Annotated in this window: 22 protein-coding genes; 5 read left to right on the top strand and 17 right to left on the bottom strand. The window is 41.2% G+C overall.

All coding sequences use genetic code 11. From position 1 onward, the window contains the following. Nucleotides 1-81 precede the first annotated feature (81 nt). Both MASE_RS18460 and MASE_RS18455 read right to left on the bottom strand, forming a co-directional pair. On the bottom strand, nucleotides 82-1692 hold the full coding sequence (locus tag MASE_RS18460; RefSeq protein WP_148275235.1) for a Tn7-like element transposition protein TnsE: 1611 nt from the start codon (nucleotides 1690-1692) through the stop codon (nucleotides 82-84). After that, entirely contained in the window at nucleotides 1668-3290 is a 1623-nt protein-coding gene (locus MASE_RS18455) for a TnsD family Tn7-like transposition protein (protein WP_148275234.1), read from the bottom strand. Before MASE_RS18455 ends, MASE_RS18460 begins: the two co-directional genes overlap by 25 nt. Here MASE_RS18455 and MASE_RS18450 point away from each other — a divergent pair. Beyond that, nucleotides 3284-3550: a helix-turn-helix domain-containing protein gene (locus MASE_RS18450; protein WP_014951219.1), complete on the top strand. Its 267-nt coding sequence runs from the start codon at nucleotides 3284-3286 to the stop codon at nucleotides 3548-3550. The two genes, MASE_RS18455 and MASE_RS18450, sit on opposite strands and share 7 nt — an antisense overlap. A gap of 72 nt (nucleotides 3551-3622) precedes the next feature. Beyond that, a complete protein-coding gene (locus MASE_RS18445) occupies nucleotides 3623-7399 on the top strand; it encodes a YobI family P-loop NTPase (RefSeq protein ID WP_014951218.1) in 3777 nt (1258 codons plus the stop codon). A 640-nt stretch (nucleotides 7400-8039) separates the two neighbouring features. Here MASE_RS18445 and MASE_RS18440 read toward each other — a convergent pair. The 7 genes from MASE_RS18440 to MASE_RS18410 all read right to left on the bottom strand — a co-directional run bounded on the left by MASE_RS18440 (nucleotide 8040) and on the right by MASE_RS18410 (nucleotide 15871). Continuing rightward, the gene (locus MASE_RS18440) at nucleotides 8040-11147 is read right to left on the bottom strand and encodes an efflux RND transporter permease subunit (protein ID WP_014951217.1); all 3108 of its coding nucleotides are present in this window, start codon (nucleotides 11145-11147) and stop codon (nucleotides 8040-8042) included. Between the two features lie 60 nt (nucleotides 11148-11207). Further along, a complete protein-coding gene (locus MASE_RS18435) occupies nucleotides 11208-12137 on the bottom strand; it encodes an efflux RND transporter periplasmic adaptor subunit (protein ID WP_014951216.1) in 930 nt (309 codons plus the stop codon). Continuing rightward, nucleotides 12130-13527 carry a TolC family protein gene (locus tag MASE_RS18430; RefSeq protein WP_014951215.1) on the bottom strand — a complete coding sequence of 466 codons (1398 nt, stop codon included), beginning with the start codon at nucleotides 13525-13527 and terminating at the stop codon, nucleotides 12130-12132. The genes MASE_RS18435 and MASE_RS18430 overlap by 8 nt, the downstream gene beginning before the upstream one ends. 72 nt (nucleotides 13528-13599) lie before the next feature. Continuing rightward, nucleotides 13600-13977: a hypothetical protein gene (locus MASE_RS18425; RefSeq protein ID WP_014951214.1), complete on the bottom strand. Its 378-nt coding sequence runs from the start codon at nucleotides 13975-13977 to the stop codon at nucleotides 13600-13602. Nucleotides 13978-13996: 19 nt separating this feature from the next. Continuing rightward, a complete protein-coding gene (locus MASE_RS18420) occupies nucleotides 13997-14896 on the bottom strand; it encodes a cation diffusion facilitator family transporter (RefSeq protein WP_014951213.1) in 900 nt (299 codons plus the stop codon). After that, a complete protein-coding gene (locus tag MASE_RS18415) occupies nucleotides 14883-15248 on the bottom strand; it encodes a DUF3703 domain-containing protein (protein WP_014951212.1) in 366 nt (121 codons plus the stop codon). The genes MASE_RS18420 and MASE_RS18415 overlap by 14 nt, the downstream gene beginning before the upstream one ends. Further along, nucleotides 15245-15871 carry a cation efflux transmembrane domain-containing protein gene (locus MASE_RS18410; protein ID WP_014951211.1) on the bottom strand — a complete coding sequence of 209 codons (627 nt, stop codon included), beginning with the start codon at nucleotides 15869-15871 and terminating at the stop codon, nucleotides 15245-15247. The genes MASE_RS18415 and MASE_RS18410 overlap by 4 nt, the downstream gene beginning before the upstream one ends. Nucleotides 15872-15950: 79 nt before the next feature. On the opposite strand from MASE_RS18410, the gene cadR reads away from it, so the two are divergent. Then, complete coding sequence (gene cadR, locus MASE_RS18405; protein ID WP_014951210.1) at nucleotides 15951-16373, top strand: Cd(II)/Pb(II)-responsive transcriptional regulator; 423 nt, start codon at nucleotides 15951-15953, stop codon at nucleotides 16371-16373. 327 nt (nucleotides 16374-16700) lie between these two features. After that, nucleotides 16701-18221: an ISNCY family transposase gene (locus MASE_RS18400; RefSeq protein WP_024016316.1), complete on the top strand. Its 1521-nt coding sequence runs from the start codon at nucleotides 16701-16703 to the stop codon at nucleotides 18219-18221. A 30-nt stretch (nucleotides 18222-18251) separates the two neighbouring features. On the opposite strand, the gene MASE_RS20340 is transcribed toward MASE_RS18400, so the two are convergent. The 8 genes from MASE_RS20340 to MASE_RS18365 form a co-directional block, all read right to left on the bottom strand. Further along, complete coding sequence (locus tag MASE_RS20340) at nucleotides 18252-18464, bottom strand: GDCCVxC domain-containing (seleno)protein (RefSeq protein ID WP_080589192.1); 213 nt, start codon at nucleotides 18462-18464, stop codon at nucleotides 18252-18254. Nucleotides 18465-18513: 49 nt separating this feature from the next. Continuing rightward, a complete protein-coding gene (gene merP / locus MASE_RS18395; protein WP_014951208.1) occupies nucleotides 18514-18789 on the bottom strand; it encodes a mercury resistance system periplasmic binding protein MerP in 276 nt (91 codons plus the stop codon). Nucleotides 18790-18821: 32 nt separating this feature from the next. Beyond that, nucleotides 18822-19166 (bottom strand): mercuric transporter MerT family protein, encoded by a 345-nt coding sequence (locus tag MASE_RS18390; protein WP_014951207.1) that lies wholly within the window; start codon nucleotides 19164-19166, stop codon nucleotides 18822-18824. Nucleotides 19167-19243: 77 nt separating this feature from the next. Further along, nucleotides 19244-19627, bottom strand: a complete 384-nt coding sequence (locus MASE_RS18385) for a MerR family transcriptional regulator (protein WP_014951206.1) — start codon at nucleotides 19625-19627, stop codon at nucleotides 19244-19246. Between the two features lie 200 nt (nucleotides 19628-19827). Continuing rightward, the gene (locus MASE_RS18380; protein WP_032096157.1) at nucleotides 19828-20613 is read right to left on the bottom strand and encodes a DUF5677 domain-containing protein; all 786 of its coding nucleotides are present in this window, start codon (nucleotides 20611-20613) and stop codon (nucleotides 19828-19830) included. Further along, complete coding sequence (locus MASE_RS18375) at nucleotides 20603-21358, bottom strand: hypothetical protein (protein WP_032096156.1); 756 nt, start codon at nucleotides 21356-21358, stop codon at nucleotides 20603-20605. The genes MASE_RS18380 and MASE_RS18375 overlap by 11 nt, the downstream gene beginning before the upstream one ends. A 14-nt stretch (nucleotides 21359-21372) precedes the next feature. Further along, on the bottom strand, nucleotides 21373-22170 hold the full coding sequence (locus MASE_RS18370; protein ID WP_014951205.1) for a DUF3800 domain-containing protein: 798 nt from the start codon (nucleotides 22168-22170) through the stop codon (nucleotides 21373-21375). Between the two features lie 238 nt (nucleotides 22171-22408). Next, entirely contained in the window at nucleotides 22409-22756 is a 348-nt protein-coding gene (locus MASE_RS18365) for a hypothetical protein (protein WP_148275233.1), read from the bottom strand. A 772-nt stretch (nucleotides 22757-23528) separates the two neighbouring features. Here MASE_RS18365 and MASE_RS18360 point away from each other — a divergent pair. After that, the gene (locus MASE_RS18360) at nucleotides 23529-24515 is read left to right on the top strand and encodes an LLM class flavin-dependent oxidoreductase (RefSeq protein WP_014951203.1); all 987 of its coding nucleotides are present in this window, start codon (nucleotides 23529-23531) and stop codon (nucleotides 24513-24515) included. Nucleotides 24516-24592: the final 77 nt, after the last annotated feature.

The raw sequence follows: 24592 nt of genomic DNA, 5'->3' as shown, positions 1-24592 counted from the left end.
CTGACTTTGGCACTATTTAGTACATTGATTAACGTAAAACTTTGCGTTTTCTTAGTCATTTTATCTAACTTCACGTACTACCTAAAATAACTCTATCGTGTCTTTTACGGTCTTTGTCCAAAGTTCAATAGAAGTATTGTCATTTTCTAGTGGGTTATATGCTTGCGGATGTTTAACGCGCTGTACATGAATATCATTCTTTTTGAAGTACTTTGTCGGCCATGTTAAAGAGGCCGCCACTAGCGCAGTCAAAATAGAATCTGCCCGGCTGCGAGCCTCATCTAAACAACCATGCTTAAAGATAAGTGTAGACAATCGCCTTGTTTTCTTTACGTCACTCAAATCTATTTCAATTAACGACAATGAATCTAGAGAATTCACTAGTTTAAAATGTGCTATTGCCGCGCAACGACAGCCGTTACCATTTTTCTTTTTTTGACACTTTGATCTTCCTACTTTTGGCAACTGCCTTACTTCATAACTGACAAAGTGTAAATGTTCTGAAAGTTTAAGGTTATCCACCATCGCTTTGAAGGCACTAAAAATAGTCTCATTTACCTCTTCCTTAGTATTATCCGACGTAACGACTGGTGTACTTTGCCCTAAAAATGAGGGTAGCTCTGTGCTTGCAAGTTCAGCACCACTGATTTGGTGCTCTTTTCCGTCGACGACTAGATGAATTTTTTTGTTAGCAGTAACGGATTCCGTATTTCTTTTGGGCTCCAGCGAAAAGCCGCATGTTCCTCCAGAAGCAATAGTTCGTTCTGGTAAGAAGCTGCTTGCGGTAGCTTGATCATCTACTTCATACAAATTAGGCGCTTGTTGTTTTTCGGAAGGTGTTTCTTTGCCGCCTTGAGAAGATGCGTTGAACCAACCTCGACTAAAAAATTTAATATTATTTGGTAGTGAATTGGGTATTTGGGTTAACCCTGTTATCTCCTTAACCACAAATACCTTTTTTTGATTCCAAAGCTTGGGTGAGCGATAAGCCGTTATTTCAAGAATACTCCCTTTTAAGTCAGGGGCATCAAAGGTAAACGTCCACCAAGTAGAAGTATTACCACTACTATCCTTCTTATCAGATCGATTGTTAATTAAGCTTGCTTTAATTGATAGAAATGCTTTTTTTCCACTATCGTCACATAGTGTGTAAGCGAGCTTGCTTTGGTTAAACAACTGGTTGAACCGACTTCTTGAAAGCTGTGCACTGTCGTTTACTTCTACAAGCAGATTCTGTTGGTCGGGTGTAAAGTATTGAAAGTCTATCCCGAGAGCTACAGGGTCAATGGCGTAGTGAAACATCTTACTGTTTTGTAAAAACAAAACTCTAGCTAACTCAAGCTGGGGAATAGCTAAATACACTTCACCACGGGACAGAATAAAATAGCGTTCATTTCGATTTAAGTTCTTTGGCGGACTTAAACCAAGTTCCTTTCCTGATGCATGTGCAACAATTCTGCTCCACTTAATTTTTTTAGATGGAGATTCAGTGCCACTATCATCGGTTCTGTTATAGGTGCGACCTATAACGAGGTCTGGTAACAATGAGGCAAGTACAGATCTTTTGTTCGACTTTTTAAAGCGAACCTGAACATGCCAGTCTGCACTGAAGGCGTGGCGAAAAAGTGAGCCAATGTAAATGAGTGTGTCGTTATCTTCCACACCCTTTATTTTATATTTTGTTCCAGCCAATCAACGCACCAATCGCAAGTTCTTCTGACCTGAGATGATATTGATCTTTGCGTATTGATTCTAGCATTGCGGTAAAGCTGCCATTTTTTTGCTCGTTTTTTAATCTTAGCGAATTCTATGGCAGTGATTACTAAACGACGACTTTGGTAATCTTGATATGACTCGGTATAGCGAGTTAAGAATGCAGTTGTTTTTGGTAAGCGATATAAATTATTTTCGATAGTTGCGGAGTTGTGTAGCTGTGACAAAAACCATCGCTTAGAGCGCCGTGGCGTAGTCATGTCATGCGATTGATAAAGGTGATGGAACATCGCCTTAACAGTTTCAAAATCGCGCTTACGCCATGAAACGCGATTTTTGGGTGTTGCTCGTTTAACCCTGTACTGCTTATTTACGTCCAATAGCCACTTCTTATCAGCGCGATATATTTTGATATACAACTTTCTACCGCTCTTGGTTGCATACCGGGCTTCTTTGGGACCTAAGGATTTAACTAGTTTCAACCAAGCTTGCTTACTTGTTTCAAGAGATGTTGAGGTTTTTCGCGTGTCAGTAGAATGGTGTTTCTGATTAGATTGATGCGAGGGACTTGGCGTCTTTACGAGCGTTGACCACCATTTCTGTATATCACCATTGAAGAACGGAAGCCCTGCAATCGCGTGCATAATGTATTGATGTTGCTTTCGGTGTTTTCTAAATAACGTGCAAATCATGTTATTAAAATAATCGTCAAAGAAGCCTTGTTTTGTTAACCAGTGCCACGACCAAAAGCTTTTGACATAGTAGGCCACTTCTTCTTGCTTAATTTTTTGCCCTCTACTGAAGTCGGCATAAGCGGCCCGACTACGGTAGAAGTTGGTTAGCTGGGAATAACTAAATGTGTTTTGATGAGAAAGTAAATGTTTAGCTACTTTAGACACCAAATTATCTTGCCATGTAGCCTGAACTAGTGCGGTTTGAATTTTACTTTTATTGACTAAATCTTCTAGCAAGGGGCGCAACTCATGCCTAGAAGAATTATGAGTAGCACGGGGTGTGGGAACAAATGCCACGCCATGTATTGGGCAATACTGAGTAAATAAATTAAACCAACGCCTGTCCCAATAGGGCTCACCATACTTCACAAGCTGTTCTTCAACACAGAGAGGGCAATATCGAAACCAAGTATTCTGCGGCAAAAAGCATCTTGCTATACCTAAAGTCACCATGTACGTATTGCTGTTATGGCCTAACATCTCCGCCTCAACTTTTTGCTTGATATTCGACGGGCTGAATGAGGTATAGAGAGGGTATAAGGTGTGGTCGCGTATTATTTCTTTGGCTGTTGAGGCGATAGTAGGTCTTATATTATCAACGGCTAGTGAAATACAGTTGGGCATTTCAGGTGATGCGAGCGTTGTATATCTATTGAATACTTCATGGAGAAGGTGCCTGTCAGAAATGTATCCACATCGGACTTTATAGCGAGCTAACACGCTATAAAAAAGCTCATTCGGATATGGGGACGGGAAAAACGGTAATGTGACCATTTGTACTCTAGTCCCTAATTTCGGGACATTTGTTTTTGTCATCATAATAGGGACAAATAGTTTTGTCACTTTTTTCGGGACAAATGATCAAATCAACTAATCATCAGGATTATCAAAAGCTGATTGCTTGGCTTAAAAAGGCGCGTCTTGACCGTGGCTTAACAGTAAGGCAGCTTGGCGAGTTGCTAGACGAACCGTTTCAGTTCGTAAGTAAGGTAGAGAAAGGACAAAGAAATTTGTCTGTGCATGAGTATGTGCAGTATTGTGAGGCTTTGGGGGAAAATTCCCAGACTGGATTAGACTTATTATGTGGCAATAAGCAGCGATAAGTTAATGAGTTTTATGGACACACCGTCAAAGTAAAGAATTTGAAGTACGGCTAATAATCATGGAGTTGATACATGTTCAAGGAAAAGGCCAAGCGTGCCCGTATTTGGTTAAAAAAGCGCTACATATTTGTTAGGTGTAAACTAAATACAAAGTGGCAGATATTCAAAGCTTTCAAGCAGCTTACGTTTACTCCCAATCGAGACTTCCCCGATCTTGCCCCTAATGAAAATGCAGAACTAGTCCAAGACTATATCGAGAGATTGGACGACCTTATTTTTTCGCGAGCTGAAAAAGTAAAAGAAATTGCAGTTACTGCGCCATTTTCGGGAGGGAAAAGTTCATTTTTACGGACTTACATGAAGCAACGCCCATCACTTCTTATTGAGGTAATCTCTCTTGCTGCTTTTAAAGACGAGAATAAAAATACTATAGCGAGTGAAGATGGCGACCAAGAAACGGAATCAAATGGGAGTGAGATTAATACTACAAGCCGTGAAAATAAAATAGAGAAGAGCATATTGCAGCAATTGCTTTATAGAACGAGTTCTAATAAGGCTACATACTCCAGATTTAGAAGGATTTTTCCTCAACCCCTTGGAAGTGTACAAACCACTCTTCTTTCATGTTGGCTACTAACTGTAGTCGCCTCTCTGTATGTTCTTTTAGTAGGACAGATAAATTTAAATGATGTTATTCAGGCACTTTTTAGATATGACGCTTTTTCTTGGAAGCGATATCTGTCTTTTGAGTTCATCTGTATCGTTTCCACAATATCATTACCAATCTTGGTTCTCAAAGATGTAATTAAGTTTTCACGTTCTTACTCATTAACAAAACTAAATCCCCTTAAAGGGGAGTTTGCATTTTCAGAGAAGTCTAATGATTCGGTTTTCAATAAGTACCTAGAGGAAATCATCTATTATTTTGCCGTGCAGGAAACAGACATTGTAGTTTTCGAGGATTTAGACCGCTTTGGCTCAACAGAGATATTTGTAAGCCTTAAAGAATTAAACAAGTTGATAAATGATAGTCTTGACGTTAAGCAGTATGTCAGATTCATCTATGCCCTCAAAGATGATGTTTTCAAAGGAAAAACCAGAACAAAATTCTTTGACTCAATAATCCCGATAGTCCCATATGCGAGTAGCTCAAACTCTTATCCACAATTAGAAAAGCTGCTAAAAAGGTGTGGGTTTGATAATGAGCTTAGTGAAGAGCTTATCCGTGATGTATCAGTGTTCTTAGACGATATGCGGATGATTAATAATATCGTTGCAGAGTATGGTATTTATAAAGATGTATTAGCTCGTTCATCTGATAAAAGAGACTTAGAAAAAATCTTCGCGTTCGTCGTATATAAAAACAACTATAGCGATGATTTTGCGCTTCTCAATGAAGGTTCTGGAAAGCTTGCGGATTTTTTCAAGTCCATACAAGAATTCAAAGATAGTGCTAGAAAGAAAATAGCAGAAGAAGTTAAGCGGTTAGAAGATCAAATTAAGGAAATTGAAAACGAAAAGATAGAAAGCGAAGAAGAGCTTATTTCCTTGTGTTTTAAAAAGGTCTTTGATCAATATTACAACATACAACAGAGGCGTGTTAGACAGATTATACAAAATTTAGATATATCTGATTTATTTAGATATGAGACGTTTATGTCACATTATGAAAGTGACAAGAAATATAGCTTCCCACCTTCTCATACGAACAATTTTAATCAGAACATGTCATTTAAAGATTATATTTTGGCCATATTCCCTGATTTCGAAAAAAGGCTAGGGTTTATAAGAGATAAGACGTCTGGCAAACGACAGACTCTTGAAACTAAAATTACCGAACGTAAAAGAGAGGATTCAAAGATCTATCAAGATAGTATCTTTGAGCTTTGTGAAGTTCACGGTAGAGATTTTATTTTCGAGGCTTTTGAGCTTGACGAAGACATCAAAAAAGAGAAGTACAACTTATTAATTCATATGATAGAGAAGGGATATATCGACCAGCACTATGATTTGTACATATACCATCACAGGGATGGGATACTTACCTCAGAGGATATGGCCTACTTAAGGGTTGTAAAGCGCGATGAAAAGGTACTGGCGGATTATCTACCTACGAATATCTCAGAGTTCATAAAGTATTTCGACAATCACGACTACTCTCAGAAAGCATTTTTTAACACAGAAATAATCAATTACCTGTTATTGAAAACTAATGGAGAGAATATAGTTAGACTTCACTTTAACTCAGCTTATGAAGATGAGTCAGAGTTGCTTTCGCTCTTCATAAATTATCGCGACAAGTTTCAAGACCCGCAACGCATTGCGTGGATAATATTTACAGAAGTAGAAAGTTTTATCACAAAAGCCTTTAGCTCGAACACCATCGATGCACATATCTCTGTATTTATTAATGATCTAGTCATGTACTCATGCAAATCGGACCTTCGATTCACCGAAGAAAAATCACTGTTATCTAAATACATATCAGCGAATCAGTCTTTCATAACTTACGTTTCGCAATATGAGCAGCCACACGTCTACTTAAGGAAGCTCAAGGAATTAGATGTTCACTTTGAAAACCTAGATAACAGCAAGCACCTTAAAAATGAGATGAAGCGTATTCTCAAAGATAAATTGTTTCAGCTCAACTACCCTAACTTTAGTGCATTGTTGACAGTTTGTTTCGGCATAGAGCAGGATAACGACGGCGCTTTGATACTCGATGATCTGTTCAATATAGAGAATGATACGGTCAAACGTATACTGGAAAATGAAGACGAGTTTCTTGCTAGCTGTGTCATTAATAGGCAACTCATAGTCAATACAGAGAAGGTTTTGTCAAAGTTACTAAACAGCGACGAAATTGACTTGGAGATGAAAAAGTTATTGATTAAAACAATTGCTGTAGACATATCAGATCTAGAAAACATCGGGTATTCAGGCAGTTTAGAAACTGATTACTTCGAAGATATCGTCCAAAGCCTCATAGCAGAGCAAAAACTAGCATTTAACTGTAAGAATCAAATTGACCTTCTTGGCACGAAAATTGAAGTTGGTGAAAGTTATCTGGCAGGCTATTTTGAGAAAGCAATCGATAGCAATAGTCTTTGTAAAGATCTTGACCTCAGTAACATCCAACGTTTAGTAAGCATTCTTTTTAACAATGAAGCTGCAAGCTTCGCGGAAAAAGTTATTGATCTTTTTAAACTTGAATTTGATGAGTTCCTTATTAACCTAGCTCCTGTTGAGTCATTATCCAAGTATATAAAAGCTGATCGTGTTGACATGAGTGTTTCAAATTATCGGTTGCTTTACTCACATGATGCTCACTTAGCTTATATGTTACTTAATAAACATTATGAAACAGCGGATTTTAGCTCTGAAGGAATTAATTTTATCGAGGATGACTTCTACGAAGTAATGGGTGGAGATTTTTCGGCAGAATTCAAAAAATTCTTGTTAGAAAACTATGGCTATCTACTATCTGAAAAAGAAGACAATGAAGAAATAGCAGAGTGGGTCTTAAAGTTTACTAAAGATAGTAACAAAGAGATAAAAATTGGCTATGAGATTTTAAAATTGCTAATTCAATCAATTAGCTCAAAAGAAGTAGAAGTGAGAATCGAACTGTTTCTCCAGCAGCTTGGAGATTTAGAATCGGAAGAGGTAATAGCGCTATTACCGTATATTAACGAAAATATCTACAGCGCTATTGTCGATAACAAAAGGCCGGTAGTGAATCAAACCCCAGTGATGAAAAGAATGCTAGACCTTTTGCAGGAACATAATCTTATTTCATCTTATACGAAAACTTTCGGGGGATTTAGAGTTATTCCCAAGAAAAAGTAATCATTCAAAATTAACTAAAACGAGTGGGTAAAGTGTAGCAGCTCATATTTGCCCCTACAGTTTTTATGAATAGTTTTAGGCCTCATCTGACACGCAGTTATGAGGCGTAAAGCGAACATTAGACATAATTTTTGCGTAAATCCGCTTCAGACAAGCAAAAGACATTCATTACCTTACTCATGGGCGGAGTGAGTGGAAGCAATATATGCTAAACCATATATGGCTGGAGCGTAACTTTGTCCCTTGCAGTTAATTGTTAGGTGTAGTGGCTCATATCTAATCTGACACTTTGATTTAAAGGTCTCGACTTGCCCTGACAGTCGGCAATAGACAAACAGCAGACGTTCAGGGCTCTCTGCTCTTGATTCCGATATTTACCATAAGCGGAAGTTAATATGCTTTATTCTGACTGACTCTTCAGTGGCATAAAGCAGTTATTCAGACCACAATAGTCCACAGGATGCGCCTCCAAAAGCCGAATGTTGAATATTACAATTGATAACCAACCCTACAACTCCAAATTTTTATTACAAAGCGATTTACGAGCCACCTCCCCATTTTGTCAAAAGAAGTCGAATGATCGTCATGGGGGTAAGTAAATCCGGGGCATTGATTTATAAACCCAAATGCCCCAGTGCTGCTAATTCACCTTATAGTGAACGAGTCTATAGAGTACAGGTAGTACAACCAGAGTTAACAAGGTAGAGGATATGATCCCACCAATGACCACCGTTGCCAGAGGTCGCTGCACCTCTGCGCCAGTACCTACGTTAAGCGCCATGGGCACGAAACCAAGACTCGCCACTAACGCTGTCATCAGCACTGGCCGCAAGCGAGTCATTGCACCATCAATAATCGAGTTTACCAACTCGCCAGTCTCTTCCATCCTCTGCCTGATAAAAGACAGCATTACCAGACCATTCAATACAGCAATACCAGAGAGCGCGATAAAACCAATCCCTGCCGATATTGAAAGAGGCATATCTCTGACCCAAAGAGCAAAGATGCCGCCAGTTAATGCCAAAGGGACGCCTGTGAAAATTATCAAGGCGTCTTTGACTGAGCCAAATGCAATCACAAGTAATGCAAGGATCAGGAAAAGCGTTGCGGGCACAACCAAGCTCAGTCGTTGACTTGCACTTTCCAATTGCTCAAACGTTCCACCATAACTTATCCAATAACCACTCGGCAGTGCCACATTGGCTGCGATTTGCTCTTTAGCATCATTGACAAAAGAGCCTAAATCACGATCTCTCACATTTGCTGTGACGACGATACGGCGTTTTGCGTTTTCTCGACTTATTTGACTGGGTATATTGGTATATTCAAGCTCAGCCACCTCGGCGATTGGCACATACTCACCATCATTGGTCATGATGGGTATATTTCCCAGCGCTTCTAAATCATTGCGAATCTCTTCAGGATAACGAACAACAATCTCAAAGCGTCTGTCGCCTTCAAATACCAAACCAGCTTCTTTGCCGCCAACTGATGCACTTAACCACGTTTGCAAGTCAGTTACGTCTAAGTTGTAACGCGCCAGCGCATAAGGCTTCGGGTTCACCGTGAAGATGGGGATCTCATCTACTTGTTCTACTCGTGCATCAGCAGCGCCCGGAATATCTTGTAATACGGATAAAACATCACCAGCTGAATCCCGCAGCTTATCCAGATCATCACCATATATCTTGATCCCTAAATCTGCCCTAACGCCACTAATTAATTCGTTAAAGCGCATCTGTATAGGTTGCGTAAACTCATAGTTATTGCCGGGTACATTTTGAAGATCCCTCTCCAATTGCTCGACAAATTCCGTTTTCGATAATGCAGGGTTTGGCCATTCATCAATTGGTTTTAGCATTACAAAAGTGTCAGTGACGTTGGGTGGCATAGCATCAGTAGCCACCTCAGCAGTACCCGTTTTAGCAAATACGGTGTTTACCTGTGGGTATTGCATAATGACCTGTTCAAGCCGTTTTTGCATATCGACAGCTTGTTCAATTCCTGTGCCGGGCACTCTCATTGCATGAAGGGCTATGTCACCCTCATCTAGTTGCGGCACAAATTCAGAACCTAGGCGCATCCCAAACCAAACACTGATAACTACGAGTAATGTTGCTGCACTTACTACCAACCATCGTAATTTTAATGCCCACTCCAGTACAGGGCGGTAAACTGATTTAGCCCCAGTGATTATTGGACTCGCTTTTTCACTGACTTTGCCTGACATAAACATAGCAACAGCTGCGGGCACAATGGTGATTGAAAATACCATTGCCGCTAGCAATGCCAATATTACGGTAGCCGCCATTGGGTGAAACATCTTCCCTTCGACACCTGTTAAGCTAAAGATAGGAATGTACACAATCGTGATTATCATCACGCCAAATAGACTTGGGCGTATCACCTCATTCGTTGCCTCAAATACGACTTCCAGCCGTTCTTTAAGAGGCAGTATTGCACCCGTTCGCCGCTGCGATTCACTTAATCGCCTAATACAGTTCTCGACGATAATAACCGCTCCGTCAACAATCAGTCCAAAGTCTAACGCACCTAAGCTCATTAGGTTCGCGCTAACGCCCGTTTGTACCATGCCTATTATTGTGGCAAGCATGGCAAGTGGGATGACAGCGGCGGTGATAATTGCTGCCCGTATATTGCCCAGCAATAAAAATAAGACAACAATAACGAGTAGTGCGCCTTCAACAAGGTTTTTTTGTACTGTATTGATGGCTTTATCCACGAGCGTAGTGCGATCGTATACACTTTGGATAATTACGCCCTCTGGCAGGCTTGCTTGGATTTCATCCACTTTATCAGCCACGTCTAGCGCAACAGCTCGGCTATTTTCGCCTATTAGCATCATAGCTGTGCCCAACACCGTCTCTTGACCTTCTCGTGTTGCAGCGCCCGTTCTAAGCTCCTTACCGATGGCGACCTCTGCAATGTCACTTACCGTGACGGGAGATCGGTTTGTAAGCGTTACCACCACGTTACCGATGTCCTCAACGCTCGAAAGTCTCGCTTGTGAACGTACTAGTATTTGCTGGCCGTTGCGTTCAATGTACCCAGCGCCCTGATTAGCGTTATTTCGATTTAATGCCCGCAATAAATCGTCAGTACTAACGCCGTAATTAAGCATAAGTTGAGGATTAGGCTTCACATGATACTGTTTGGTAAACCCCCCAATAGCATTAACCTCTGTTACCCCTTTCACCAAGGCCAGTTGAGGTTTCACCACCCAATCGTGTAACTCTCGAAGCGCCATTGCATCAAATTTTCTGCCATCGACAGTTACTGTGCCGGGCTTCGCGCTAAGCGTGTACATGTAAATTTCACCCAAACCTGTGGCAATCGGCCCCATCTTAGGCTCAATACCATCGGGCAATTGGCTTTTGATAATGCCTAGCCGTTCGTTTATGAGGTTTCTGGCAAAATAGAGATCCGTGCCTTCTTCAAAAACGGCCGTCACTTGTGATAAGCCATAGCGCGATAGTGAACGTGTGTAGTCCAAGTTTGGTAATCCTGCCAAAGCGTTTTCTACCAAAAAGGTGATACGTTGTTCAGTTTCAAGCGGTGAATAACCTTCTGCTTGTGTGTTGATTTGTACCTGAACGTTGGTGATATCGGGTACGGCATCAATAGGCAGCTTTTGATAACTGAATAGGCCTAATCCAATCACCAAAAAGGAAAGCATCAGAAAAATACCGCGCTTTTCGATTGCGGTACGAATAATGGAAACTAGCATCTTAAACCTCCCTTAGAACTACACGCCATTTGACAGGGAAATATCAGTTGTAGTGAGGCATTAATGATCATGGCCTGCCTCCGATTTTTCCAAATCTGCTTTAATTATGTAGCTATTGGAAGCCACGACGCGTTCGCCTGCTTCAAGGCCACTGATAACCTCGATATAGTGACCATCTGAGACACCAAGCTCTACCGCTCTGGGCGCATACTCATCACCCTCAACCACAAAAACAACTTGTTTGGCTTCATACTCTTGCACAGAAGATAGAGGAACCGAATGACTTACTGACTTAGTTGACGTCGTAACTTGTGCTTTGACCAGCGTACCGAGTGGCCAATATCCAGTACTATTATCGACAGCTACATTGGCAAGAGAGTGTGGATTGCCATCAGCTGAAGGCGTAATATATGCAATCTTGGAGGTTTGGTTGAAACCTGCGTGGCTTAGTTCAACTGACTGTCCAACCTTGATGCTGCTAAGCATTTGTGAAAAAACGGTCAGCTGTGCCCATACGTTTTTATAGTTAGCTAACGAAAAAAGTACTTGCCCGTTTGATAACTCACCATTATTCGCATGTCGCGCAATCACATTGCCATCAAAAGGTGACGTGATGGAATAACTTTTTAAACTCTCATTGGACTCAACAACCGCTAAAATATCACCTTTCTTAACGGAATCGCCAATGTTGACTTTTACATCTTTAATAACACCGTCAAACCGTGCTCTTATATGACTTAATGAGGCGGGGTCTGCACTAATTCGCCCATAAAGCGTACTCGTTAACGCAATATCGCGTGCGAGCACGGGAGTTGCAGAAATACCATTCTGAATTGCTGTTTCATTGCTCATTCTTACGACTTCACCTGCGTGATTGTCTTGATCGCTGGAACTTACATCACTGTGTTTACCTCCTGCGATTGCGGTTAGGCTATAAAGGCTAAGGGTGAAGATAGAAATAAGTACTTTTTGTATTGTGAATTTATTCATAATCATGACTTCTTATCGAAATGTTAGATGACTGCTGCCAATTGCTTTTGTGACTTGGGTGAAATGAGTCATCATTGTGCTCATTCGTCAGCGCGAGACCTGTGAGTGTTTCAATTTCTGTTTTGCTTAAGTGAACTTGAGACGCTGCCTCTATTAATGTCAGCCGGGTTGTCAGAAATTCTTGTCGAGTAGTTACCCATTCCAAGTAGCTGAAACGGCCCTCCAAATAGGCGTTCTCGACTAAATCTAACGCGCCCTTTAACGGAGGAATCACCTTGCGCTGAAGTGTGTCAATCTCTAGCAATGCTCGTGTATGTTCGCCTAACGCTTGATTAACTGAATGTAATAGGCTTCGAACGTTGCTTTGTCTTTGCTGCTCTATTGCGTCAAGACGTGCCCTGTTTGCTTCATATTCACCAAGGTTTCGTTCTTTTTGAAACAATGGAACGCTTACTCCGGCAACCAGTGCTGTTTCATCAATACCTTGCATTCTGCGAAGCCCCGCTGACCACTCAATATCAGCGCGGTTATTCGCTTGCACTAAACGAAGCTGCGCCGCTTGCACACGGCTTTGTTTAGCGTATAGGTCAATGTGAGGGCTATTTTGGATTGCGACTGCCAGCGCATCAAACGACTCAATCTTATTAAAAGCAAAAAGATCGCCTTCCACACGCTTAAAGCTCGGTACCTGCTCCCCCCACATGATGGATAAACTGCGCAAGGCAAACGTTAGGTCCTGTTGAGCTAGATTAACATCGAGCTTTGCTTGGGCCAGCGCAGCTTGGGCACGTTTTTGTTCTAACAAGGGGGACGCGCCTGCTTCAACGCGTTTCGTTACGGCATTCAATGTATAAAGTGCAAGTGCCTCTGCATCTTTTATGACGTCTAAGTTCGCCTGCAATACGAGTACTTTGATGTAACGACGATTAAGCTCACCGAGGATATCTAAGGTGAGTATTCGCTTTTCAACATCTTGCTGTATTCTTCGTTCAGAGAGTACATTCAACCTTGCTGCTGGCTTATCATTGAGCTGTAACACTGATGATAATGTCAAGGTAACTTCAAGCTCTTTGAGACCTGATACCTCGCCAGTTCCCAAAAAGTTCTCTAATTCAACCCCTGCATTCAATGCGGGTTTAAGCGCCGCCGTTTTTGACTCTCCGTCTATAACACGTTGTTTAAATTTAAACTCATACAGACTTGGATTATTGGCAAGTGTTAGTCTAATAGCGTCCTCAAGAGTCAGCGTTTCTCGTATGGGCGCTTGGACACTTTTGTCTACAAATCTGTTGGTTTTCGCCGCATGAGCGGTCGGTGGACTGAGTAATAAGCCCAGTATGCAACTGCACACAATGGCAGATGCATGCCCGAAAATAGGAAACATTTTCATTGGAATATCCTAATAATTTATCAATATTTAGCATCGCGAGTGTTATCAGCGCGGTGCTATCGAAAAAACGTACTAGGAAGTAATTTTGGGGGGGCGAAGTAAGCGGTTAATAGGTGCGTCAATTACCGCATCTAAATAGTTGAAATTGTGGACTGAAACCACTGTTTTCAGACTGTTGATATGACTCTGACTGACCCATTGTGCATGTGTGCCATGGCAGTGGCCGCAATGGTGACAATCAGCAGGATTGTGGTGCTCTGTACTTACTTTATCACTGGTTTCATTGGCAGACAGCTCAGACTGCACTTGCTCGTGCTCAGAATGCTTATGCTCGTGTTGCAAGTGCTGAATGTCTATTGCATGAAAATCTAACGAATTCGCCACAGCAGAAAACGACTGAAAGAGTATCAGCGAGATCACGATGTAACTTATGCGTTTTAGATTTTTCATGTATGAAAGGTTACCAAGCCTAATTCACTTCGTCACGACATTGTTCATTAGCAAACTCCAGCTCAACTGTCGTATGTTCAAATTTATACTTTTCTAACGAACTGTGTATGTTTTCTTTGAGTGATTGGAGGTGCTCAAGACTGACATCTTCATCAAGAACAAGATGGACCGTCATTACGTTACGCTCACCGTCTAGAGACCAAATATGAAAATGATGAAGATCACTTACCTTATCGTTTGCCAGTAAATCGCTTCGAATCTTTGAAAGCTGTTCTTCATCGGGCGTTGCTTGCAAAAACAGCATTAGGGTTTCTTTGAGATTGCGGAACACATTGAAAAGGATGAACAAAGTAAAGCCAATGGATAAGATTGGATCTAAAATAGGCCAAGGCTTAAACATTAAGACGATGGACACGATAAATACTGCTACCCAACCAAGCACATCTTCCAGCAAATGCCAGTTGAGGACTCGCTCATTTAATGAGTCTCCCTCACTCAGTTTATAAGCCGCAAAGCCGTTTACTGCCATCCCAAAGATAGACAATAAAACCATCCCTTCAACTTGGGGCATTTCAGGCTCAGCCAAACGAGGTATCGCTTCAAGCAATATCCAAATGGAGCCTACCGTCAGCACAATACCGTTAATCAATGCACCGAGTAAGGAAAATCTTTTGTAGCCGTATGAGAATGTTTGATTAGAATCTTTATCGCTAAGCTTGTTTAATCCCCACGCTGTACCAATGGAAAGACTATCACCCAAATCGTGCACTGCGTCAGCCATAATAGCGGTGCTGTTGGTAAGCCATCCACCAATGAATTCAATAACAGTGAACACCACATTTAAGAAAAACGCCCATCCAATACGTTTAGACGCGTCGGTTGAATTCTCTTGCGAGTGTGAATGGTTATGACTGTGCATTTCTAATTTTTTCCAATATGGCTTTGTTTTCGGGTGAAATAGACATTGACTTGAATGGACTCACGTTTGCCCCACCAGTATTGCCCTCAGGCAATAAGCCAATTGGAGTTTTAGTCAGCGCACCTAGCATTCTAAAAATTTGTCCAAATATCTCTTTAAGGTCGCGGCGTTCTATTCCAAATTTAAGCATTTCATAATGCACTCGTGTGTGGTGGTATGTTGAGTGCTGACCGATGACATGAGCATCCTCTAAGGCCTTAAATCCTGCTTTATTGTCATTGTTCGAAAGGGATTGATGCGCGGCGCTCAGTTTTTGAAGTATGTAAGGTTTTGCTGCTTGAGTGAAATTCATACGATCTCTCCATTCGTCGAGCTGTTTTCACGGAATTCCTGTCTGGCGTCTTTTAGAATTAAGACTGCGCCTCGTAACACAACGATAGACACAATAAAACCTATGACCAAATCAGGCCAACGAGTATCGAATAGATAAACCATCACACCCGCCAATATCACTCCTATGTTTGCAATGACGTCGTTTGCCGAGAATATCCAACTTGCTCGCATATGCACCTCGCCATTTTTTTGTTTTCTGATTATCGCCAAACATATAACGTTAGCGATAAGTGCAACACCGCCCATGCCCATCATAAGCATAGATTCAGGCCCACTTCCAAAGGTTGCGCGACGAGCTATGTCAAACAAAATTAATAGGCCTAATGCCAATTGAAAATATCCACTTACCTTTGCAGCATTGGCTTTGTGAACAATTGTTTTCCCTACTGCATATATACCAACACCGTAAACGACTGCGTCAGCCAACATATCAAGGGAGTCTGCAATAAGTGCTGTTGAGTCAGCGAGTAACCCTACACTCATTTCAATGATAAACATCACAGCATTGATGCCCAATAGCCAGTAGAGAACTGCCTTTTGTTCTTGGTCTTTTATCTCAATTTCGCACCCACAACCACTCATAAAAACACTCGCTTTACTCACCTATAACGCGAGTGTAAACTCTATACTTGGTATAGAGTCAAGCTTTAGGCAAGTTAAAATGAAAATTGGGCTTCTGGCAGCTAAGACAGGGTTAAGTATTCAGACAATTCGTTTTTATGAGCGTAAATCACTATTGGCTGCACCTGAGCGAACGGCATCGAATTATCGAAGCTACTCTGAAGATGCACTGAAGCAGTTATTGTTTATAAAGCAATGTCGCGCATTAGATATGACAATCGAGGAAATTAAATTAGTACTGGAAACCCGAGCAAACCCAGAGAATAGCTGCGAAAACGTTAATACTACAATAGATAAGCATGTTGACGATATCGAACATCGGATAGCTGAATTAAAAGTACTACAAGAAACACTGATTTCAATTCGTTCTGCTTGCGATCATGATAAGAAGGTTAAAGAGTGCGGGGTATTGCATCAATTAGATAGCATTGCAGAAGTGTGTTCTTCTAGTACGGAGAATTAGTCTCGAATTATCAGTTTTATGTTGGAGCTTTGTCATAGGTATTCGGCTAAAGCAGCCATTCAATTTTTATTAGTAGCATGACCGTTGATTACCTCATTCGTGTCATTAAAATCTTAATGAGCCAAGGTCTGCTTCACGTGCACAAGAGACTGTCAATTTTGGTCTAGCTCTATCTCTGAAAGTGTCAGGTTAAGTGACGACTAATCCAGTTTAGCGTGTTAACACCAAGCGACTTTGTCGTATCTTAATTACCAAGCGATTCTGTCGGTCATTTTTTTATGTGCCTGTTAGTGTTTTGTTTTTTGAATACTAGAAGGCATGTTGAGGATGATTGTGATGGATTCTAAAGCTCAACTCACCGTTGATATAATAGCTAAAGTGGTTGAAGGTAAAATATCGATTGCCAATGCTACCAAGTTACTCAATAAATCCCGACGTTCAATTGAACGCTATATAAAACGCTATCAAGAAGTCGGTATTCAGTTTGTGGTGCATGGTAATTGCGGTAAATCACCCCCGAATAAAACGCCTATTTCGATAAAAAAAGCCGTTCAAGCGTTAATTAAGGATAAGTATTTTGATTTGAATTTACTGCACTTAGCCGAGCAGTTGGCTGAGAATGAACACATTGTTGTTAAGCGTGAGACCTTACGTGGTTGGGCGCACGATATTCATCATGTAAAGCGAGCTAAGCGTCGTCGTAGCCATGTTCGTAAACGCAGAGAACGTATGGCCGCACCGGGCTTAATGATGCAAATGGATGGTAGTCCGCACCGTTGGTTTGGTAACAAAAAGCATTGTCTCATTGCGATGATAGATGATGCCACCAGTGAAGTTTATGCTGAATTCTTCCCATCAGAGACCACCGTTGGATGTTTGAAAGTCATGCGTGACTGCCTTGAAAAGAAAGGTGTGTTTAAAACACTTTATGTGGACAGAGCCGGAATCTATGGTGGGCCTAAGCGTTGTAACTTCTCACAAATGCAACGCGCTTGTGAGGAGCTGGGCATTGAAATTATCTTTGCCAATTCCCCACAAGGTAAAGGGCGCGTTGAACGAGCGTTCGAAACCTTCCAAGACAGGTTGGTGCCCGAACTTAGGTTGAACAATATCAACGATATCGCCGCTGCCAATGCTTACCTTAAGCATGTCTTCATTCCGCAGTTCTGGCAGTCGAAAGTCCAAGTGAAATCAAAGCAAGCACCTGAATTTACGCCTCTGTCAAAACACATCAACCTTGATGATATCTGCGTCATTAAAGACCATCGTAAAATACGTAACGACCATACCTTCAGTTATGGCAACAAATTCTACCTCATTGATTCACCGCTCAAGCACTCCATTGCCAATCAGAAAATCGAGATAAGGAACACGAGTAAAAAAGGGTTTACCGCTCACTTCGCTGGTCGCAAACTGAAGATCTCGGAAGTTAATGAGCCAAGCAAACTGGCATCAGAAGACTTGGCAGTACAGAAGAAACTTGAAGTATTAGCGTTAATCGAAAAGCTCGGAAGCGTCAGTGCTGCATCACGCCAAAGTGGCGTCTCACGAGACACTATTCATCGGCACTTAAGAATGGTTAAGCGAGGTGGCCCTGATGCGCTAAAACGGCAAGAAACGCCTAACATACGGCATAAAAACTGTGTAGATATGGAAATCGAGAAAGCGGTAATCGAGTTCTCTCTTGAACATCCTCACCTTGGTCAGCAGAAGGTGGCACATAAGCTAACAGAAGCATTAGGCATTGATGTTAGCCCAAATGGCGTGCGCAGTATGTGGTTGAGAAATGATATGAATACAACCGCACTGAGAATTGAGAGATCACTAGCTTTGCATGAATCAGCATAATAAATAGCCAGTTGTTTAACTGACTACTTTTCAATTACAACAACTGTTGCCCTCTTGAATTGGAGGGCACTTCACTGTTCCATATGAGCAATAAACGCAGCAGTCGCCGCTCAAAGGCTTTAGCAGTGTTTTACATTTAGTGCATTCATAAAAAAATTGGCATGCAGTGGTTGGCATTTCTTCTTGCTGGCTGTAATCGCAATGTGGGCAAGTAATCGTCGATGAGAGTTCTATTTTCGCCATAGTTTTGTGTTCCTCTGAGGGTTTCAATATCGTTCAACTAGCGACGGCCTTACGACTTCACTAATGAAGGATAACCAGCATTCTTTGTAGCCTTTGTTAGTGCATCAGGATTTGTTATCTCATCGTCAAATGTTACAACAGCAAGTTTATTTTCAAATGTCACTTCCACTTGTTTAACGCCTTTAACGCGCTCAAGTGCTTTTTCTACTGTTATCGGGCACGTTACACAATCCATAGACGGAACTTCTAACGTAACAGTTACATCTTTTGCAAACGTCGCCGTGCTGCTTATCAACAATAAAGTTGTAATCAATAACTTCTTCATTTTTCTCTCCAATTAGAGTTAAGTGGTAGCACCTACACGACCCATATGATCCAGTAGTTGCTGGTAACAAAAACAAACGCCAACAGTGTGGTAAACCAAAATACTGCTTTTCGTCGTGTTCTTACCTTTGGGACTGCACAAGCCTCGTCATCCGCACAGTTTTCAACAGGCTGATGTATCTTCCACCCAGCAAAGCCAAATAAAACTACAACCACGAATATAAAAATAGGACGATAAGGGTCTAAGAGTGTTAAATGACTAATCCATGAACCACTTATACCCAATAAAAGTAAAACAAGAGGCCCGGCACAGCAGGCACTTGCACCGATTGCTGCGGCAAGCCCGCCTAAGATTGATAGTTGACTACTTTTTGCCATATTTACGTTTATTACACTGTTCTTTTAAGCACAGCATAAACTCCGTATATGGGTACGGAGTCAAGTGATGAGTCATTTTACGGTTGAAGTGACTGAATGATTGGGCAATCTTTATCACTTGGATTAGTTTTACAGTCTGAAATGAGCGAGACAAGGCTGTCTTTAAGGTTAAGCAAATCTCTTAACTTATCTTCAATTACTGCAAGCTTTTGCTCAGCGAGTTGCTGAACATCTTCACAATTACTAGCACTTAATATTAATAATGATGATATTTCCGCCAATGTAAAACCTAAATACTGTGCACGCTTTATGAACAATAGTCTTGAAAGTGCTTGTTCTGTATATTGCCTGTATCCCTGTATCGGTTTGATGGGTTGTTCAAGTAAGCCTTTGCGTTCATAGAAACGAACGGTCTCTACACCAACATTTGCCTCTTTGGCGAGTTTACTGATTGTATACATTGGCTACCTTTAATATTCTGGTTAATTCAATAATATACAAAACGTCTAATTAACTCATGCTTCAAAGGAAATATTTGCATATTTATTGAAGTGGATAATACTAACTGTTACCTTAAATGCGACAAAGTCGCTCGGTAATTAGACCGACATAATCCCTTGGTAATCACACTAATCCAGTTTAGCGGACTTCTTCAAAGGCGCTACTTTACATCTTCTTCTATTGGAATAGATTCCCAATAGTTGTTCCACCAATCGAGCGGCATTAGTTTTATTGATACTTCAAAGTGCTTTTCAAACAACCGATAAGTCTTGTCAACGTATTTGCAGGATCTATACAAGTAGTCGGGGTCGAGCGGCACGTCTAGTAGAGCAGGAATCAAGTGGTGCTTATGTAGTGGATTTTTGCAACGAGTCATATTGTAAACTGAAACATGGGGCCACATGCTATGCGCCACTTGGCTAAAGGGCGTGTAAGCAAAATTATAAAGGTCTTCGCAATCTGCCTCTTGCGCCATTTTCCTACAATTTAAATTCGACCACGTTCCAACATCCACTTCGACAAAAAATTCATTGCGTTGTGAATTAATCCAATGCTCTCTAAACTCTATCATTTGTTGAAGATCTTCTTTGTCTTCTTGATATTCCTCCTTTTCTAACAGGAGCTTGTAGTGTTCGATAAGTAACTTTGCTTCACCCAGACCATGCATAATGTATTTATGGGGTCGCTCTTCCAAATCATCCATCATCCACGCAAGCGTGATATATAAATCGGTCATAGAGCGTAAGAATAATGGTGCAGAATGTCCGTTCCATGTTGAGGGAGCTTGAGCCAACTCGATGGAGAGAGTAATTTGTCGAGATAAAAGACCACCAATGGCAGATAATGCCTCCAGTTTATCCGCGGGAATTTTAACTTTAGTCCAAACTTCATCGAAACTGTCCACTAGATAATCGACGTAGCCACTTACTAATTCTTCAATATCCATTGTCGCATCCATCTAAATCAAAAGCCTCATTCCAAAAAGTCTCTGGCCAATTGTTTTCAGGAACCCCTATTTCTTTCAAAAAAGAAGCTGCTGCAAATCCGTTGATATGAGCGCGAGCAAAACTTGCAACACGCTTTGCATCATCAGACTCTGGCGCTTTGAATATTGCATTGAAGTCAGGCAAGTCGATATGAGCAGAAATTTTCATTCGCCCAGATATTATCTCTGCGTAAACCGCAGTAACCTGAACTTTGGTCGCTTTTGATGACAGTCTATCCAAAAGCGCCTCTACATCCTCTTTCAGCATTTCAATGGCATCTTCACGGTCAACACCATACTGGTGCTCAGAAAAAAGAAACGCTAATGGATAGCTCTTTAATAAGTGATACTGATGTTCGAGATTACTTAAAACGTCGTTGAAATATGGTTTCGTTCTTAATGTCTCATACAATTCATTCTTTTTTGAATCTGACAGAGTTGTATAGCTACCCATGTATTGAAGCGGCGCAATTTTTTCACCCTCAAAGCAGTTATACGCAGTATCAATAAAATCAACAATGACTTTAGTTGCATTCCTATCGCCAAGACGAAGATATAATGACGACATCCAAATTAAGCACGGAAGCCGGTCGTTTACAAACGATGTTTCTCTCATCTTGTCGATTTGCATTAAAGGGGGGATGAACTTTTTGCCCACTTTTTTATGATCTTTTAACACCTTTCCTTGGTGGTTACTTTTTTTCATTCTTTTTTTCTACTTCACTTAAGTGATTTTGCAGGGAGCGGATATCTCAGCTCTACATTCTTCGTATGAATTTCACGTTGATCTCGCCTGATATCATGAAAATACCAAATATTAAATTTTCGCTCATAGTCCCAAGTGTCGTGTTTGAGCGAGTCCCAGCCTAAATATGATGCAATATGATTCGCCATATCTCGCTTTCTATCAGAGGTTACTTTTCCTTGAAACGCGCTCATAACTGCTCCCAACAGAAAGTCAGCCAGCTGTATTTGCTGAGAATCTTTTGAGTCTTTAGTCACAACTGTTTGAATCAGAGCATCACCGCCTAATTCTTGTTTTAGGATATTGTTAGCGATTGTATGAAACGCTTCGTCAGCCTTATTGTATCGCGACGGTAATGGGTCGACTTCGACTCGAAATTCTGATAACTGATTAGGATGTGCTTTTTTAACTGCTTTTATTTTTGAAGAAATAAGAGTTGTGAAGTGTTTTCGCATTGCAAGGTCGTAGTCACCGTCATGAAATGATTTATCTACCAATCCTTTTCTAATAACTATGCAATGAAAAGCCAGCCACGCGTGTTTGAAAAATACATCGGCAAGCTCTTTGTAAAAATCAATGTTATTTTTCTGATGAGCACGTTGCCATTTAATTTCGTTTGTATATCGATACTTTTCCCTAAGATTTCTGATGATACGAACAAAATCGCCGCGACGTTGGTACTTCATCCACAAGGAACCAAAACCGTAGTATACCTGCCCATCTATACCAGATTCGTCACAGGCAATATGCCAAATTAGCTTTCCTTTTGCCATTTATACACGCCTCCGTATGCATAATCATATTAAACAATGCAACATATAGTATTAGCAAGTTTAACTTTTAGTCAGGTAGGCGATGTTGTGAAAATTTGGACCTATTGACCCGTTAAGCGCTGATTGCACCAAACATTCCTGAACGACCGGAGTACGTACACAAGAGACTGTTAGATTTGGTCTAGCTCTATCTCTGAAAGTGTCAGGTTAAGTGACGACTAATCCATGTTAGGGGCTTTTATAAGCTCTCAGATATAATTTTGCTTTCATTCTCCAACAGTGAGAATTCTAACGAACTGTCAATGATTTCGTTAATCTGACGATATAAGTTACCAGCTTGACGTAAAGAAATATCCTCGAGGCCACTATTCTCAAGCAGCATAAGAAACAAATTCAGTGGTTTTCCGCTATCTTCTTCTATTTTTGGCTCTAACTTTCTAACGTTACCTAACAAAGTGTTTCCGTAGATTCTTGAACCATCAGGCGCGAACAGCTGCATTTCAAGACCCCGAGCTTCTACGTCAGTTGATAATAGTGCTCTTGCCTCATCCAGAAAGTCTCTTACATTCCACGAATCTTTGAACACCTCAATATTCTTCGAGTTAATGCCCTTTCTTTTTACAGTCAAATCAGACCTGACTCTTCTTTCCGTTTTTTTTCGGTACAATCTAATTTCCGTGCCATTAGGTAACTTATGAAATCTTACTAACTTAGTTGAAAAGTCAGCCAAAGAACTGGATTTGAGTTTTCGGGCCATTATTATTCTCCGTATTGGGGTTACATAATTACAATATACCCACCCCGGTATATTGTAAAGTGGGTGGGGTTTATTTTTATCTGGCAGCTTTCTACTGCGAATTCATAGTGACGCTCGTTACTACTGAAAAATCACACTTTGTGCTTTCATGAGAAAGAACATGAAATGTCCGATTCATGTACGCAGGTGCCGCTTTTCCAACGGCAACTATTGGCACATATGCGACTGTCAGATTTGATTGAGTTATTTTATTCGAATATGGAGATCAAGCTGAGACTAACTCAAATAGCGATATAGCAAACCAAATATAATATACATTTGTGAACCTAAATTAATGCTCGCCTACAATTCGTGCTCACAAACAAAGCCTGCGGCTGACAAAAGCGCAGGCTTTTTTGTTTTCAATAGGCGATTATTGGCTGCTAATTAAGTGGCTTTTCTGCAAGCCCATGACTCACTATTATTTCACTTCTCTTTCCACCACTCTCACTTTATCGATAAACCTTCTCCATCCGTCTTACTTTGTCAGGTAAGGCAGTTGTAAAACGAGGAGTAAGGTCATACCTATAAGTCATACCAAGTTTCAAAATTGCGAGGCAACATGGCTATTCCATACTCACTGCTAGATTTAGCGCCAATATCTGAAGGGTTTGGCGTAAAAGACGCGTTAAACAATTCAAAGTTAATGGCTGTGGAAGCTGAGCGCTGTGGCTATGAACGTGTGTGGTTAGCCGAGCATCACGGCATGCATGGTGTTGCCAGTTCTGCCACCTCAGTAGTGTTAACGCACATTGCTAACGCCACCGCTACCATTAAAGTTGGTGCGGGCGGTATTATGCTGCCTAACCATGCACCTTTGGTCATTGCTGAACAGTTTGGCACCTTGGCTGAATTATTTCCCAATCGCATAGAGCTTGGACTTGGCCGTGCACCAGGCACTGATATGGCAACCGCACGCGCGCTTCGTCGTAATTTGCAAAGCGATGTGGACAGTTACCCAGAAGATATTCAAGAACTTCAGCACTACTTGGGTACACCGCAAGACGGGCAGCCAATTGTTGCAGTACCTGGGGCGAATACACACGTCCCCCTGTGGTTGCTTGGCTCTAGCTTATACAGTGCCCAAGTGGCGGCAAAGATGGGGCTGCCATATTCGTTCGCCTCGCATTTTGCGCCCGATGCGCTATTCGATGCGCTTCATGTGTACCGCAATATGTTCAAACCGTCGCCTCAGTTATCAGCGCCAAAAGCGATGGCTGGTGTAATGGTGGTGATTGCTGAAACCGATGAAGAGGCTGAACTCCTATTCACGTCAGTGAAGCAGCAATTTATGAACATGCGACGTGGTCTTAATAGGCCTTTCGCTAAGCCTATGCCTAACTTTGACGAATATTGTACGGCGACTGACGAAGCAATGTTATCGAATGTATTGAGGTATGCGTTGGTAGGGTCGAAAGAAACGGTGCAAAACAAGCTAGCTCAGTTTGTTGAAGCGACGGATGTTGATGAAATTATCGTGTCGATGCCGATTTACGATATAGAAGCGCGCCTGTTTAGTGTTAACGCATTTGCGGAAATCGCATCTTAGTTTTAAGAAAGCTATTCCCAGTATTGAATATTTGGTTATAACTTCCACTATGAATGACCTTCGAATAACTTTATGAT

The sequence above is a fragment of the Alteromonas macleodii ATCC 27126 genome (assembly GCF_000172635.2).
Lineage (GTDB): Bacteria > Pseudomonadota > Gammaproteobacteria > Enterobacterales > Alteromonadaceae > Alteromonas > Alteromonas macleodii.
This window is presented reverse-complemented; position numbering and strand designations above follow the sequence as displayed.